16 protein-coding genes and 1 pseudogene are annotated in these 14904 nt (G+C 39.7%); 11 read left to right on the top strand and 6 right to left on the bottom strand.

Going from position 1 to position 14904, the window contains the following annotated elements; genetic code table 11:
* Positions 1–164: 164 nt before the first annotated feature.
* From ACOWPH_RS17750 to ACOWPH_RS17740, 3 genes are all read left to right on the top strand, one after another.
* Positions 165–1649, top strand: a complete 1485-nt coding sequence (locus ACOWPH_RS17750) for a CIA30 family protein (protein WP_015216704.1) — start codon at positions 165–167, stop codon at positions 1647–1649.
* A 33-nt stretch (positions 1650–1682) separates the two neighbouring features.
* Complete coding sequence (locus ACOWPH_RS17745) at positions 1683–2033, top strand: hypothetical protein (protein WP_015216703.1); 351 nt, start codon at positions 1683–1685, stop codon at positions 2031–2033.
* 361 nt (positions 2034–2394) lie between these two features.
* Positions 2395–3138, top strand: coding sequence for a Uma2 family endonuclease (locus ACOWPH_RS17740; protein WP_015216702.1), 744 nt, complete (start codon positions 2395–2397; stop codon positions 3136–3138).
* A 280-nt stretch (positions 3139–3418) separates the two neighbouring features.
* Here the strand turns inward: ACOWPH_RS17740 and glgB are convergent, their stop codons facing one another.
* The 5 genes from glgB to ACOWPH_RS17715 all read right to left on the bottom strand — a co-directional run bounded on the left by glgB (position 3419) and on the right by ACOWPH_RS17715 (position 8194).
* On the bottom strand, positions 3419–5710 hold the full coding sequence (gene glgB, locus ACOWPH_RS17735; protein WP_015216701.1) for a 1,4-alpha-glucan branching enzyme: 2292 nt from the start codon (positions 5708–5710) through the stop codon (positions 3419–3421).
* 160 nt (positions 5711–5870) lie between these two features.
* Complete coding sequence (locus ACOWPH_RS17730) at positions 5871–6236, bottom strand: hypothetical protein (RefSeq protein WP_171815837.1); 366 nt, start codon at positions 6234–6236, stop codon at positions 5871–5873.
* 144 nt (positions 6237–6380) lie between these two features.
* Positions 6381–7052: a glutathione S-transferase family protein gene (locus tag ACOWPH_RS17725; protein ID WP_015216699.1), complete on the bottom strand. Its 672-nt coding sequence runs from the start codon at positions 7050–7052 to the stop codon at positions 6381–6383.
* Between the two features lie 378 nt (positions 7053–7430).
* A complete protein-coding gene (locus ACOWPH_RS17720) occupies positions 7431–7640 on the bottom strand; it encodes a hypothetical protein (RefSeq protein WP_015216698.1) in 210 nt (69 codons plus the stop codon).
* Positions 7641–7951: 311 nt separating this feature from the next.
* Positions 7952–8194, bottom strand: a complete 243-nt coding sequence (locus ACOWPH_RS17715) for a hypothetical protein (protein ID WP_422665604.1) — start codon at positions 8192–8194, stop codon at positions 7952–7954.
* On the opposite strand from ACOWPH_RS17715, the gene ACOWPH_RS17710 reads away from it, so the two are divergent.
* Together ACOWPH_RS17710 and ACOWPH_RS17705 are read left to right on the top strand one after the other, a co-directional pair.
* Entirely contained in the window at positions 8193–8645 is a 453-nt protein-coding gene (locus tag ACOWPH_RS17710) for a hypothetical protein (protein ID WP_422665603.1), read from the top strand. The genes ACOWPH_RS17715 and ACOWPH_RS17710 overlap by 2 nt on opposite strands.
* A gap of 79 nt (positions 8646–8724) precedes the next feature.
* A pseudogene (locus tag ACOWPH_RS17705) lies at positions 8725–10537 on the top strand (peptidoglycan D,D-transpeptidase FtsI family protein).
* Positions 10538–10606: 69 nt separating this feature from the next.
* Here the strand turns inward: ACOWPH_RS17705 and ACOWPH_RS17700 are convergent.
* The gene (locus tag ACOWPH_RS17700) at positions 10607–11713 is read right to left on the bottom strand and encodes a hypothetical protein (RefSeq protein ID WP_015216695.1); all 1107 of its coding nucleotides are present in this window, start codon (positions 11711–11713) and stop codon (positions 10607–10609) included.
* A 114-nt stretch (positions 11714–11827) separates the two neighbouring features.
* On the opposite strand from ACOWPH_RS17700, the gene ACOWPH_RS17695 reads away from it, so the two are divergent.
* The 6 genes from ACOWPH_RS17695 to ACOWPH_RS17670 all read left to right on the top strand — a co-directional run bounded on the left by ACOWPH_RS17695 (position 11828) and on the right by ACOWPH_RS17670 (position 14902).
* Positions 11828–12487, top strand: coding sequence for a Mo-dependent nitrogenase C-terminal domain-containing protein (locus tag ACOWPH_RS17695; RefSeq protein ID WP_015216694.1), 660 nt, complete (start codon positions 11828–11830; stop codon positions 12485–12487).
* 47 nt (positions 12488–12534) lie between these two features.
* Positions 12535–12909 carry a four helix bundle protein gene (locus ACOWPH_RS17690; RefSeq protein WP_015216693.1) on the top strand — a complete coding sequence of 125 codons (375 nt, stop codon included), beginning with the start codon at positions 12535–12537 and terminating at the stop codon, positions 12907–12909.
* A gap of 42 nt (positions 12910–12951) precedes the next feature.
* Positions 12952–13989 (top strand): GTPase ObgE, encoded by a 1038-nt coding sequence (gene obgE, locus ACOWPH_RS17685; protein ID WP_015216692.1) that lies wholly within the window; start codon positions 12952–12954, stop codon positions 13987–13989.
* Positions 13990–14096: 107 nt separating this feature from the next.
* Positions 14097–14291: a hypothetical protein gene (locus tag ACOWPH_RS17680; protein ID WP_042465365.1), complete on the top strand. Its 195-nt coding sequence runs from the start codon at positions 14097–14099 to the stop codon at positions 14289–14291.
* A 127-nt stretch (positions 14292–14418) separates the two neighbouring features.
* Complete coding sequence (locus ACOWPH_RS17675; RefSeq protein WP_242043098.1) at positions 14419–14592, top strand: hypothetical protein; 174 nt, start codon at positions 14419–14421, stop codon at positions 14590–14592.
* Positions 14593–14677: 85 nt separating this feature from the next.
* Entirely contained in the window at positions 14678–14902 is a 225-nt protein-coding gene (locus ACOWPH_RS17670; RefSeq protein WP_015216691.1) for a hypothetical protein, read from the top strand.
* Positions 14903–14904: the final 2 nt, after the last annotated feature.

Genomic DNA, 14904 nt, shown 5'->3' with positions numbered 1-14904 from the left:
AATAATTTATCATAAACTTCCTTAATTGCCTCTGTGTCGCGCCAGTTGCTAACGCACTGGCTTCTCAGAGCCTCTGCGGTTAGTTCAAAAAAATTTTACAATTGATGCAAATGTAAAACTTAAAATTGATACAATTAAAGCACAGTAGAGGAGTAGAAATAATCGTGACTGAAAAAAATCGTTCTCAATGGGACTTATGCAGATTCATCAAAACCCTCACCTACTTTGAGGTATTTCCTGCCTTGAACTGGGTAGAAAAGTTATTTCAAAGCCATCCTCAAGACAATCAAAATCAACCAAATGGAGGAAGCAAAATGGGTGTAATTCTAGTAGCAGGTGCAACTGGTGGAGTTGGTAAGCGAGTCGTAAAAAGATTGTCAGCACAGGGTTATAAAGTTCGCTGTTTAGTCAGAGATATTGAAAAAGCGCGTTTAATTGTCGGTAATGATGTTGACTTAGTAGCTGGGGATATTACCAAACCCGAAACCCTAAACAGCTTAGTTATGAGTAATATTCAAGCTGTTATTTGTTGTACAGCAGTGCGTGTCCAACCAGTAGAAGGAGACACACCAGATAGAGCTAAATATAATCAAGGCGTGAAATTTTATCTACCAGAAATTGTTGGCGATACACCTGAGAATGTCGAATATAAAGGTGTAAAAAATTTAGTAGAAGCAGCAGCTAAATATCTACCAAACACAGGTGAAAAAGCGATATTTGATTTTACTCAACCATCAGAAGAATTAAAAAATATCTGGGGTGCGCTAGATGATGTAGTCATGGGTGGTGTTAGTGCGAGCAATTTTCAAATATTAGAAAAAATAGCCTTATTTGCTGGTAATGTTTCCACCGCTAATTCTGGAGGATTTGCTTCTGTGAGAACTAAGAATTTTTCACCACCAATTGATTTATCAGGTTACACAGGTGTAAAATTGCGTCTCAAAGGTGATGGACAGCGATATAAAATATTTTTAAGAACAGAATCAACATGGGATGGTGTAGGTTATAGTTATGCTTTCGATACTGTAGCTAATACCTGGATAGATATTACCATTCCTTTTGCAGATTTAACACCTGTGTTTCGAGCTAAATCTGTTAAAGATTGTCCACCAATTGACTCTAGTAAAGTTTGTTCATTTCAACTAATGTTGAGCAAATTTGAATATGATGGAGCTTTAAATCCGAAATTTAATCCTGGTAGTTTTGCATTAGAAATAGAATCAATCAAAGCTTTTGGTGGTGAAAGTTTACCTCAATTTGTTTTTATTAGTTCTGCTGGGGTAACTCGTCCTGGAAGACCAGGAATTAATTTAGACGAAGAACCACCAGCGGTGAGATTAAATGATCAATTAGGAGGAATTTTAACTTGGAAGCTAAGAGGGGAAGATAGTTTAAGAGATAGTGGAATTCCTTACACAATTATTAGACCTTGTGCTTTAACAGAAGCAACAGGAGGAAAAGAATTAATATTTGAGCAAGGTGATAATATCAGAGGTAAAATTAGCCGTGATGATGTTGCTGAAATTTGTATTCAATCTCTACAACAACCAAAAGCGCGTAATCTGACTTTTGAGGTAAAACAGGGAGAAAATAATGCTAACTCTATGAACTGGAACCAGATATTTTCTAGCTTAAAACCGGATAAATAACTGTTAGATAATCATAGATAATCAGTCAATAAAATGCTGAAAAAATTATTGTTTGCTGGAACTTTAGTGATAATAATTTGGAGCGGAATTTTATTAAATTCTGCTTCATCACAACAAGTAGATTTTCGTGTGAATAACTTAGAGTCTGACTTACGCCGATTAGAGTTAAGGTTAAACCAAATTGAGTTATCACTCAGTCAAAATCGTCAATTTCCATCTTCTAGAACAACTCTTACTCCTCCAAAGCCTACGAATTCCAGACGAAATTGGTCACAGTCAGAACGGGATAAAATGTTTGATAAACTATCAATTTTAGTGGTTGAAGTAAAGCAACAAGTTAATGATTTAGGAAAGCGGGTTGTTAAATTGGAATCTGGGAAATAGTGAAAATGTCAGAATCAGGATATCCAGGATTTAAGGATTTTCAGGATGAAGGGATTAAATAATTTTCATGGCTACCAAATTATTTTATTCTGCTAATTCTGTCACTGATGATAACAAGGACTTAATCAGGATGTATAGGATTCAATTATTTTCTAGATGAACTATTTTTGAGAAACACACAATTAATTTTGGAAATTTTCAAATCATCAAAATCCAGATATTAACAAAAATACTTAAAATCTTCAAATCATCAAAATCCAGATACTAACAAAAATCCTGTAAATCCTGAAATCCTGGATATCTTGATTCTGACAATAAATGTTATAATCAATAAATAACTACTTGATGCCATATCAATCTTATGATCATTGCTCAAGAATTAGAGTTTCAACAAAACATCTCCCAAGATGTAATTTTTCCTCCAGGTGATTTATATAGTGACGAACCTCAAGTGGAAACAGAACTGCATCTACGACAAATAATCCTACTTTTCAAATGTTTAGAATGGTTGTGGAAAGACAGAAATGATTTCTATGCTGCGGGAAATCTCACTATTTACTATAGTCCTAACCAGAAAAAATCAGAATATTTCCGAGGTCCAGATTTCTTTGTAGTGTTGGGAACTGAACGCAAAACCCGTAAAAGCTGGGTTGTTTGGGAAGAAGACGGTAAATATCCCAATGTAATTTTAGAAATTCTTTCACCAACTACAGCTAATACAGATAAAGAATATAAAAAAGAACTTTATCAAAATACTTTTCGTACACCAGATTATTTTTGGTTTGATCCTTATACATTAGAATTTGCAGGTTTTCATTTAGTAGATGGAAAATATCAACCTCTATCAGCAAATGAAAAAGGACATTTATGGAGTCAACAACTAGGTTTATTTTTAGGAATTCATAACGGTTTATTGCGGTATTTTACACGAGAAGGAAAGCTAGTATCTACACCAGAAGAAAGCGCAGAACAAGAAGCTAAAAGAGCAGAAAACGAAACTAGAAAAGCAGAAATACAAGCTAAAAGAGCAGAAAATGAAGCTATGAAATCCGAACGGTTAGCCGCAAAATTGCGAGAATTAAATATCGATCCAGATACAATTTAAAATGTAGGTTGGGTTAAGCGACAGCGCAATCCAACAAAAATCCGCAAATGTTGGGTTTCCTAGCGTCAACCCAACCTACCTAATTTAATGTTTTTAGCTTAACCGACAAGTATGGAGTCAGAAGGAACAAAGAAGAAGGTAGAAGAAAATTTTTCCCTCTGACCATTTCTTGTTCTCTGATCTATCAAATATTTTGTATACTGAATCCTTAGCATAAAAATAAGGGTACAGCATTGCTGTACCCCTACAAAATCCTAATTTATGTGGATAAATTAAACTGTTATGCCATCAGTTCAGCCATCTTCTGCTTATCTAACTTAAGCATCAACACACCCAAAGGTGGTAAACACAAATCCAAAGAATAAGGACGATTGTGCAAAGACCAATCATCAGTCCACTTGCCACCTAAATTGCCCATATTGCCGCCGCCATACTGACGAGCATCACTATTAAACATCTCGGTATAAAATCCCTTTTCGGGTACACCAATGCGATAGTGAGAATGGGGTTGGGGAGTAAAGTTACAAACCACAATCACAAAATTATCAGAATCCTTTTCACGACGGACAAAGGAAACGACACTATGACGGTTGTCGCTACAGTCAATCCACTCGAACCCTGGTTCGGCAAAATCCTGGGTGTATAAAGCTGGTTCAGAACGGTAAAGGTGGTTAAGAGCTTGGAAAAAGTCTTTTAACTGTTGGTGTGGTTCATGCTGGAATAAATGCCATTCTAAATCAGCCCACACATTCCACTCACTCCACTGGCCAAACTCCATGCTCATAAACATGGTTTTCTTGCCTGGGTGAGCGAACATATAACTAAATAAACAACGCACATTAGCGAGTTTTTGCCATGTATCACCCGGCATTTTGCCGATGATATTGCTTTTACCATGTACCACTTCATCGTGGGACAAGGCGAGCATAAAGTTCTCGCTGTGGTTGTACCACATACTAAATGTGATGTTGTTCTGATGGAATTGGCGAAACCAAGGGTCCATGCTGAAATAATCCAACATATCGTGCATCCAACCCATGTTCCACTTTAGGTTAAAGCCGAGTCCACCTGTATAAGTCGGCCAAGAAACCATTGGCCAAGATGTTGATTCTTCAGCAATGGAAAGAACACCGGGAAAATAGCTGAAGATGGTGTGATTTACCTGACGCAGAAAATCAGCGGCTTCTAGGTTTTCTCTACCGCCATACTGGTTGGGTAGCCATTCTCCTGGTTCACGGCAATAGTCGTTGTAGAGCATGGAAGCAACAGCGTCAACACGAATTCCGTCAATATGGTACTTATCAAACCAGAATAGGGCATTTGCTACCAAGAAATTACGGACTTCGTGACGATTATAGTTGAATACCAGCGTTCCCCATTCTTTGTGTTCTCCTTTGCGGGGGTCAGCGTGTTCGTACAAGTGACTACCGTCAAAGAAGGCTAAACCATGTCCATCTTTAGGGAAGTGTCCGGGAACCCAATCAACAATTACACCGATGCCATTTTTATGACATTGGTCAACAAAATACATGAAATCTTCAGGACTACCAAAACGAGAAGTGGGAGCGAAGTAACCAGTGACTTGATAACCCCAGGAACCGTCGAAAGGATGCTCGGCAATTGGTAGTAGCTCTAGATGGGTGTATCCTAGTTCTTTGACGTAGGGAATGAGTCGGTCTGCTAATTCCCGGTAGGTAAGAAAGCGTGCGCCAGGATTTAGTTCTGATACGGGAACGATCGCTTGCGTTTCCCCATTGGGTCTTTTTGCTGGTTCATCACTAGCAGCGTGTAACCAAGAACCTAGATGGACTTCATAGACGGAAACTGGTTGAGTGAGAGGGTCGGTGTTACGCCGCACTTCCATCCAATTTTCATCAGTCCATGTGTATGTATTTAAGTCTGTGACAATTGATGCTGTTTTGGGGCGTGGTTCTTGTTGAAAACCGTAGGGATCAGATTTTTCGTAAATATGTCCTTCAAAATTTTTGATTTCATATTTGTAATGCTCTCCTACACCGAGTTCAGGAATAAATAGTTCCCAAATCCCGGTGTGGCCTTTACGCATTTGGTGTTTGCGTCCATCCCAAAGGTTAAAATCTCCTAATAAGGAAACGTTGCGGGCGTTGGGGGCCCAAACGGCAAAATAAACTCCCTTGACTCCATCTACAGTGGTGAGGTGCGCTCCCAGTTTTTCATAAATTCGGTGATGGTTTCCTTCACCAAATAAATGCAAGTCAAATTCAGTTAGATTGACTGAACGGAAGGCGTAGGGGTCGTAAGTAACGCGCTCATGTTCCCCTTCTTTGATCCGTAACTGATAGTTTGTTAGTTCTGCGGTTTCAATTGTGCATTCAAAAAAATGGGGATCATGCACACTGTGCATAGGGTATTCTTTCCGTTGTTCAGGAACTATTACCCATGCTGCACTGGCATTTGGTAGGTAAGCTCGCACAGCCCAGACAGTCTTACCATTTTGCTCTACGGGATGCAAACCAAGTATTTCAAAGGGATCGTGATGCTGATTCCAAACGATGCGATTAACCTGTTCAGGGGCGATCGTGGTCATGGACATGAAGCTACCTACGTAAAATAAGGTGATTAACTAAATCTACTTTTTTAAGATCTATATATATTCTTTACATTTATTTGCACTTTTGTCGTCACGGTTATCCTACATCAGAATGTATCTTGATTGGGTAATTGGTGATTAAACGTCTCCCTGCGTCTTCTGCCTAAATATCTAAAAATGGGAAAAGCTGTAATAATGCTTTTCGTAACTGGAGGAGGAATATTTGGTCTCTAATTCTGGCATCGAGCTTTGGTGGTGGACTTGTTTGCAGTTGTGTTTGTAATTCTGCATATTCGGACGCTGTTAGACGCTTACCATCAATGGGCGATCGCGCTTCGGTAATAATTTCTGTTCGCAATATTTCCTCTGGTGTATCCTCTGGTGGAGGTAATAATGCGATCGCCTCCGGCGCGGCGTAGCCTATCGCTTGCGGCGCGGCGTAGCCTATCCCAGTTTTTCCCCAATAGCTACTTACCACCACTAAAACACTAGTGCTAAAACACAAAATCGTAAATAATATGGCTTTTATCTTTTTCACTCTCCTCTCTCCCCTGCTTCCCCACCCATTTTGACATCTCAGACAATTTCACGAGAAGCCCGATACAATCATTCGTTTTTAATTTTCCCCCCTGCTCCCTTGCCATCTGTTTGTAATCTTAAAGTCAAATGGTATTCACACTAGTCCTGGTGGCAGTTGCTCTCCACACAATTGATGAATCTGCACAATCCGCTCAAATAACCAGGGATATCCCTGACGGTACTGAGGAATAAGGGCTAAAGGACTTAGCAATGCAGCTGCGGTAATATCCGCTACGCTTAAGCTTTCACCCACCAAATATTCGCTTTTTTGCCAGCGGATAGATAACTCCGCCAGAGCGATCGCTAACCTGTCAGTAGCTAATTTTACATTAGCATCGTTGATACCATACTGTTTTCTTACTACCCCAATCACCATCTGACTGAATAGAGAAGGGTCAATTTGTTTACCATCACCAGCACGAAAGTGATAATACACAAACCTTGTTGCTGTACCAATACTTTCATCTAACCAATCTTCGAGCATCAAAGCTTCAGTTTGCTGTTCATGGTTGGTTAAAAATAGTGAAGGTTCTGGCTGATAAGATTCTAAAAATTTTACTATTTGGGTAGAGTCTGCGATCGCTTGCGGTTGTCCCTGAATTTGGGGCAACAACACAGGCATAGTAGTTAAACCAGTTAGCGGCTTCAGTTTCAGGATATGCAAGCCAGGTGTAAGGTTTTCTACCTGGTAACTAATTCGTTTGTAACCCAGCGCCAGGCGAGCCTTGCGACAATAGTGAGATGTACTAAATTGCAGTAGCAACATAAAGCTGCTTATTGATAAAGTGATATTTTTTCCAGCTTAAATTTATAGATGGACACTGAGAGGCGGTAGAAACCGCTTTTTCTCGTGTCCTCAAGTTGCTAGCAAAAATCAAAGTGCTGTTAGCTGTAGCTGGGCATTTAGCCCGTGCTACTGAGTCACCCTATAGGGAAGCGAAGGGGTTGGGGATTTAAGTAAAAACACATTATTTCTCATCCACTCTCGGCTCGAAATAAATCTTTTTTCTTGCTCCAGACCCAAAGCCAGGGGCTACAGACCAATTTGATACTGAGCCAAGCTAATTTTATTTTTTACTCAGCACTCATTACTCAAAATTGTTTAAGTGATAGCGATGTGGTGAGGAGCGCTATCCAAAATGAATTAAGGAGTCGTAGTGGGAGTAGCTGCGGGGGTAGCTTCGGGAGTAGTTGCAGGGGTAGTTGCAGGGGTAGCACCAGTATCAGATGGTTCTCCACCTGTTGTAGCAGCAGGAGTACTGGTAGTACCAGCAGGTGGCGTACTACTTTCGCAAGCACCAAGAACTGTAGCCAGACTTAACATTAGAGCCAAACCAAAGATTTTTGTTTTCATAACTCCTCTTTCACCAAATAAGGGCAATAGAAATCTTGCACCTGTTCAATAAGATAGCTTATTTGTTGATTTTTTTTAACCCCTATTTTCTAAGGTAACGAGCTTTGTGGTCAGCTATTGCCGCAGAATGCTCTACATTGCCATAATCTTAGATGTATGTAATACCTGATAAGTTGGTCTACCCAGGTGAGCATTACACTACCTGGTGAATGTAAATTGTGGTGGAGTCACCGAAGAAAATCTGGAGAGGTTTTATCTGTGCAGATTGCTAAATAGAGGACTTTAACCCTAGCAATAACCAGCATTAGAGTTCAAATACAATGTTTACCATCCCCAAAAATTATGGTTGCTGCCCGTAAATCGGCTGTTTCTACAAAAAATACTTGGTTCAAGCGAAATTCTGCTCTGCCCCAAAGGCAGCGACCTTCTGGGAGTCTGGACACAAATAAGCCAAGTACCTCTACAGAGGCGAATGAACTCACAGTAGTACGCCCCAGAAGAAAACGTAATTCCTCCAGAAATTTATCAGTTTCTCCCACAAATGAGGCAACCATGCTCTCTGTAAAGAAAGAAGAAGGCAAAAAAGCAGTTGCCAATATTCATGGACAATCTCGCTTACCCATGATGCCTACTGCTGAGGCTGCACCTATTTGGTTGCTACGCTTAAACTCTGTCTACCGTTATTCTTCAGCAGCGGCATTTTTGTTTGTGACAGCTACACTTGTGGTTTATGGTTGGACAGTATATTCTCAAGAGCTTTGGAGTCAAGCTTATCGCACGCTGCAAAGTCTACAACGTAACGAACGCCAATTGACCACAACCAATGCAACTCTAACCAGCAAAATGGCTGAAGAGGCAGAACAAGCAGCGGCAGGTCTTGTATCACCAAGTCCTGGCGGGACAATTTTCTTGCCACCGACATCTAATAGACCTAATTCCCTACCTTCTACCACAGTCTCGAATACAGAAACACAGCCCCAAACGAAATCACCTATGGGATATTAATATCCACAATCATTGGTCATTGGTCATTAGTCATTGGTCATTGGTCATAACAACAAACAACTGACAAAGGACAATCCCAATGCAGAAGTCGCCAAGCAGAACAAAATTCAAAAATTTGCAAAATTTGGAATTCACAAGGCAGCGAAAGTTTTTTAGGCAAGTTTTCCCAGGGAATGATACTCCTAAAACTCAAGCCCAAGTCCCAAATCTTAAGTCTCGACTTTTGATAGCTTGGAGTGTGCTAATTGCTGGTGGGATGGGGTTGGCTTTGAATTTGTATCGGTTGCAAATTCTTCAGGGATCAAAGCTGACTGAAAGGGCTAGAAGTCAGCAAATGGTAAATTTGCGTCCTTTTATGCCTCGTCGTTCAGTGGTTGATCGCAATGATAATATCTTGGCAATTGACCGCCCTGTTTATACTTTGTATGCCCATCCCAAACTATTTGATAAATCTAATGAAGAGATGGCCAAGCAAATTGCTCCTGTATTGGGTAAAGATGCTGACAATTTAGTAAAAATATTTAAAAGTAGAAAAAGTGGTATTCTGCTATCCAATTCTGTAGCTGAAAATATTGCCGATCGCATAATTTCATTTCGTTTAAATGGCCTGGAGTTGATTGAAAAATATTCCCGGTTTTACCCACAGGGTGATTTAGTAGCTAATGTGGTCGGCTATGTTAATCTTGACCGTCGCGGTCAGGCAGGGGTGGAATACAGTCAAGAGAAGTTGTTGGAACGCTCTGTACAAACTATACGGTCTCAGTCGGGCAGGTAACGGGGCCTTAATGCCAAATCACGCACCTGAGGGATTTCTACATTTTGATGACTTAAAACTGCAACTGACTATTGATAGCCGCTTACAACGTGCTGCCCGGACTGCGCTCAAAAAACAGATAGATAAGTTCCAAGCTAAACGCGGGGCAGTCATTGTTATGGATGCTAGGGATGGTTCTTTACTAGCTTTAGTTTCTCAGCCTACTTATAATGCGAATCAATATTCTAAAGCAGATATTTCCCTGTTCAAAAACTGGATTGTAGCAGATCTTTATGAACCAGGTTCAACGTTCAAACCTTTGAATATTGCGATCGCTCTAGAAAATGGTGCCATTAAGCCAGATGATGTCTTCAGTGACCCAGGAACTATGAAGGTAGCTGATCGCATTATCAAAAATGCTGAAAAAAATGCTCCTCGACAAATTGATATTGCTCAAATTCTTCAACATTCTAGTAACGTGGGCATGGTTAAAATCATTCAACGAATGCGCCCCTCAATATACTACAACTGGCTGGAGCGTTTAGGTCTAGGACAAAAAGTTGATACGGATCTGCCCTTTGAAGTCGGTGGTCGGCTCAAAAGTCAAGAAGAATTTTTGTCCTCAACAATAGAACCAGCAACTACTTCTTTTGGTCAAGGCTTTTCTCTGACCCCATTACAGCTAGTACAAATGCATGGTGCTTTAGCTAATGGTGGTAAATTGGTAACACCGCATATAGTCCAAGGGCTAATTGATAGCCAAGGCAAAATGCATTATTCCCCCACTCTGCCCACACCACGCCAAATTTTCTCTCCCACAACTGCCCAAAAGGTAGTAGACATGATGGAAACAGTGGTTTCTGTGGGTACAGGTAAAGCATCAAAAATCAACGGCTACGGCATCGCAGGTAAAACTGGTACAGCCGAAAAAGCCAGTCCCAATGGTGGATATATTCCGGGAGCAAGAATTACCAGTTTCGTGGGTATTTTGCCAGCAGAAGCCCCCCGCTATGTAGTTGTAGCAATAGTTGACGAGCCAAAAGGAGCAAATGCCTATGGTGGAACTGTTGCAGCACCAATTGTCAAGGCTGTGATGGAAGTACTCATCCCCATGGAAAAGATTCCACCTAAGAAATAAGGCAGGGGGCAGGAGTGCAGGGAGCAGGGAGAGGATGGGGAAAATTGATCTTTCTTCTGCCACCAATCACTAATCACCAAAATCGTAAGTTTTCTTAAGTGTTTCTTTGATAGAACCTACATTTTGGAAGATTTCAATGAGTTGATGAGATTTGGTTTTCTTTTCTGCCAAAATAATTTTTAGCGGTTTTAAAAACTCAATATCTGGGTCATTTGTCAGAGCAATTTCAGCAACTTCTAAAATCTTGGTTGTATTCAGAAAAATCTCTTCATTATCAAACCCATATTTTGCCGAAATTTGGTGTAAATTAGCATCGGGTATAATAGCTCTACCCGACAAAGTTGTATCTAATGCTAAACCTTTTAATAAAGCTAATAAACCTGCATAAATAGCAAAATTATCACAACTATCACAAGCTTTAAACTCAATCCGACCTACTTCTGCTGGAATGCGGGCTACTTTTGTTAAAGAAGGTACACTTTGAATAAGTTGTTCCTGTTTTTCTACAAAAACTAATGTTGCTGATCTTTTTCCAGTCCTGATAAATGTCCTTATTGATAGACCTTCCCATAAGCCCCCATTTAAAAAAGGAGAACTATAACTAAAAGGAACAATATAAGGACTATAGTAAGTTAACTTTTTACCTATATCAATGACATTTTCAATAGGTAAATCTGCTAGAGAAATATTTAAATCTGGCCCATAGGAAACCATATAAATATGAGCAGTTTGTTCATCAGGATAAGCTTGTAATTGCCTAATTTCAAAATCATTTAATGGTGGTGTCGGTTTAAAAATGTCAGTATAAGGGTTAAAGCTAACTAAAACAGGTAAAAACCCAAAACTAGCAGACACTTCACGTAGTAAGTTAAAACTTGCTGTTAATTCAGTAATTGCTCCTTGAATACTGGAGTGAATAGTTGTTCTGATTTCGATGCCTTTCGCTACACAGTCAATTACCTCTTCTGAATCGGCAAATCTTTCAAACCCCTCAATATACCAACGCTTTTTTTTAATGCCAGCATCACCTACTCTTAATTGTGGGTAGTCATTGGGGTATATAGGTAGCCGATCAACAATTTGATTAAACTCAGCAAATTTTGTACAAGAGAAATCAGCAAACTTTCCTTCATGGTTAAGGAAAGCAACTTCATGTTCAATCCCGAAAAAAAACATATAGTAAATAGAAAGAATTCTCAATAATACTCTCAGAGGGATTCTAACGCAAAACTGACAATTAAGGTAGCTTAAGCTTAGTAAAGATTGAGAAAAAGTTGAGGCGTGAGTTTTATGAAAAGTGCTGTTAAAACCCCATACAGCAGCGAACAAATTACCGCTTGGTTACGTGGATTACTGTCTATTGCTTGGGCTGATGGTAATTTTGATGCCCAAGAACAGGAGTTAATTACCAGCCTGACCAAAGATGAGTTAGCCCCTTGTCTGGACTGGAATTCACTAGAAATAATTACACCAGAAGAATTAGCTGCTGTATTGGGTAAAGGTACATCAGCAGCGGAGAATTTTTTGCGAACAGCAGTAATGGTAGCGATCGCAGATGGAACATATTCTCCCAGCGAAGAGGAACTTCTGCAACAGTTTTGTCAAGCCTTAGAACTGCAAACACAAGCCCTAACAGCCCTACGTCATACCCTAGAAGCGACAGAACAAACAGAAGAACCCATCCTACACCCACCAGATATACTTCACCCCATGCGGGACTGGTTGGACAAGCTAGATATTCAAGATCCCAGAGTAGCCAGGTTTTTGTGCAAAATGATCCCCTCTCAATGTCCCTTTGAGCGAGATGTCACCCTATTTGGACGCAAAATAGTTCACATCCCACCAATGTGCAAAATTAACCCATTGTATGAACAACTAGTAGGTTTACGCTTCCGCGCCCTTTCCTACCTTGCTGATGACTGCGGTGAAGATATTTCTGCATATATTTAGTCATTGGTCGTTAGTTATTAGTTATTAGTCAATAGTTAGGTGAGATAATGGGAGGTAAGAGGTTTCAGGAATTACGGGTATATCAGCTATCAGAAAAATTAGCTGATGAGATTTGGAAAATCGTTAACAAATGGGAGTCATTACCCCAAAATACATTGGGTAAGCAGATCATCCGTTCAGCAGATAGCATTGGTGCGAACATAGCAGAAGGTGTAGGAAGAGGAAGTTATCAAGACAATCGGCGATTCATTAGAATAGCACGAGGATCTTTGTACGAGACTCAACACTGGCTAAGACGAGCATATAGCCGTAATTTGTTAACCGACGAACAAATTAACACACTCAAGCTCATAATTAATGACTTAGCACCCCAATTAAACGCCTATCTCAACTCAATCGGTCAACATCCAAAAGACCAATGACCAATGACCAATGACCAATGACCAATGACTAATGACTAAAATATGCAATTTATAGACCAATCAGTAATTGAAGTAGAAGCAGGTAAAGGTGGTGATGGTATCGTCGCCTTCCGCAGAGAGAAATATGTACCAGCAGGCGGCCCCTCTGGTGGGAATGGTGGAAGAGGCGGTTCCATCATTTTCGTGGCTGATACAAACCTACAAACCTTGCTGGACTTTCGATACAAGCATTTGTTTAAAGCCCAAAATGGGGAACGTGGCGGCCCCAATAATTGCACCGGCGCAGGTGGAAAGGATTTAATTATCGAAGTTCCCTGCGGTACTACTGTTTATGATGCGGAAACAAGCGCCTTATTGTGCGATTTAGTTGAACCAGGGCAACGCTTTCGAGTGGTTGAAGGTGGTAAAGGTGGACTAGGAAATCAACATTTTTTGAGTAACCGTAACCGCGTTCCAGAATACGCACTTCCTGGACTGGAAGGAGAAAGGAAAATATTGCGTTTAGAGTTGAAATTGTTAGCAGAAGTGGGAATTATTGGTTTACCAAATGCAGGTAAATCAACTTTAATTTCTTCTTTATCAGCCGCACGTCCGAAAATCGCCGATTATCCTTTTACTACTCTCATTCCTAATTTAGGTGTAGTGAAAAAACCAACTGGTGACGGTACTGTTTTCGCTGATATTCCCGGATTAATTGAAGGTGCTTCTCATGGTGCCGGTTTAGGACATGATTTCTTACGTCACATTGAGCGCACACGGGTTTTATTACACCTAATTGATGCAACGAGTGAAGATGTAATTGCTGATTTCCATACTATTCAAGAAGAATTAAAAGCCTATGGAAGGGGTTTAGCAAAACGTCCGCAAATTTTAGCTTTGAATAAAATTGATGCAGTTGATAGAGAAACTGTTGATTTGGAGGCTTTAGCTTTGCAATTAAATCATCTGGCTTTAGCACCAGTTTTCATAATTTCTGCTGTAACTCGCACTGGTCTAGATCCAATGATGCAGGAAATCTGGCGGATTTTAGATGAAATTAATGCTTTGGAAGCTTTGGAAACTGCGGAGGTGGCGGTTTAATTGATGGGTTGATTTTGTAGGGGAACGTAACAAAAATTTTGTTACCTGATTCAAAATGTCAGACTAGGTTTTATACTAGTTCAGCTATCTAGTTTGAGGGTTCCGGTATGTCTGGAACTTCTCAGCGTTTAGCGAATAGTATTAAAACTAACAATCGTATGAATCTTGCTGCAATTTTCAAATACTCTAATTACAAGCTTTCTCAATTTACACCCCAAGAAATTGATACTTTAGAGAAATCCATTTTTATCAAACAAACAGAAAGCGGGGATGTTGCTTATATTCTGAGAAAAAATCGCTAAAAGCCTTAATTGAAGAAATGGAAGATGAGGTTTTAGCAAATGCTGGAGCTGATGTTTTTGAGGAATTATTCAAGGTGAAAAGGGACAATATTTTACACCCCGCTATGTAATTGATATGTGTGTCAAAATGCTCAATCCTCAAGAGGATGAGTATATGATTGATACGGCTGGTGGTTCTTCAGGTTTTCCTATACATACCATTTTTCATGTTTGGAAACAAATTATTGAAGATGAAGGAATCAATGTCAGTAATTTATTTTCTTTAGAAGATAAACCGCCACTGGGTATTAATTCCCTGTAAATCTTTGTCCAAACCCCATTAATTTTGAGATAATATAAACATCCAAGTATATCCTATCCTACAACTACCTAAATACTATCATCTTATGTCAGATCAAATTTACAATATCACAGTAGAGAATCAAGACCTGATCATCAGGTTCAAAAAAGATATTATTGAGCTAGATACTCTCAAGAAATTTTTAGATTATCTTGAGTTAGAGTCTTTCAGAAAAAAAAGCAGTATGACAATAATACAAGCTGAAGCTTTAGCAAAGGAAATTGATATTGATGTGTGGTCAAATATCAAACATAAATTTGTTGGAGAGTAAAT

The organism is Anabaena sp. PCC 7938, assembly GCF_049315035.1.
GTDB lineage: Bacteria > Cyanobacteriota > Cyanobacteriia > Cyanobacteriales > Nostocaceae > Anabaena > Anabaena cylindrica.
This window is presented reverse-complemented; position numbering and strand designations above follow the sequence as displayed.

Coding starts and splice junctions, on each gene's coding strand:
- ACOWPH_RS17745 (WP_015216703.1), top strand. CDS start 1,683: ATGCTGAAAAAATTATTGTTTGCTGGAACTTTAGTGATAATAATTTGG.
- ACOWPH_RS17740 (WP_015216702.1), top strand. CDS start 2,395: ATGATCATTGCTCAAGAATTAGAGTTTCAACAAAACATCTCCCAAGAT.
- glgB (WP_015216701.1), bottom strand. CDS start 5,710: ATGTCCATGACCACGATCGCCCCTGAACAGGTTAATCGCATCGTTTGG.
- ACOWPH_RS17725 (WP_015216699.1), bottom strand. CDS start 7,052: ATGTTGCTACTGCAATTTAGTACATCTCACTATTGTCGCAAGGCTCGC.
- ACOWPH_RS17720 (WP_015216698.1), bottom strand. CDS start 7,640: ATGAAAACAAAAATCTTTGGTTTGGCTCTAATGTTAAGTCTGGCTACA.
- ACOWPH_RS17710 (WP_422665603.1), top strand. CDS start 8,193: ATGCTCTCTGTAAAGAAAGAAGAAGGCAAAAAAGCAGTTGCCAATATT.
- ACOWPH_RS17715 (WP_422665604.1), bottom strand. CDS start 8,194: ATGGTTGCCTCATTTGTGGGAGAAACTGATAAATTTCTGGAGGAATTA.
- ACOWPH_RS17700 (WP_015216695.1), bottom strand. CDS start 11,713: ATGTTTTTTTTCGGGATTGAACATGAAGTTGCTTTCCTTAACCATGAA.
- ACOWPH_RS17695 (WP_015216694.1), top strand. CDS start 11,828: ATGAAAAGTGCTGTTAAAACCCCATACAGCAGCGAACAAATTACCGCT.
- ACOWPH_RS17690 (WP_015216693.1), top strand. CDS start 12,535: ATGGGAGGTAAGAGGTTTCAGGAATTACGGGTATATCAGCTATCAGAA.
- obgE (WP_015216692.1), top strand. CDS start 12,952: ATGCAATTTATAGACCAATCAGTAATTGAAGTAGAAGCAGGTAAAGGT.
- ACOWPH_RS17680 (WP_042465365.1), top strand. CDS start 14,097: ATGTCTGGAACTTCTCAGCGTTTAGCGAATAGTATTAAAACTAACAAT.
- ACOWPH_RS17675 (WP_242043098.1), top strand. CDS start 14,419: ATGCTCAATCCTCAAGAGGATGAGTATATGATTGATACGGCTGGTGGT.
- ACOWPH_RS17670 (WP_015216691.1), top strand. CDS start 14,678: ATGTCAGATCAAATTTACAATATCACAGTAGAGAATCAAGACCTGATC.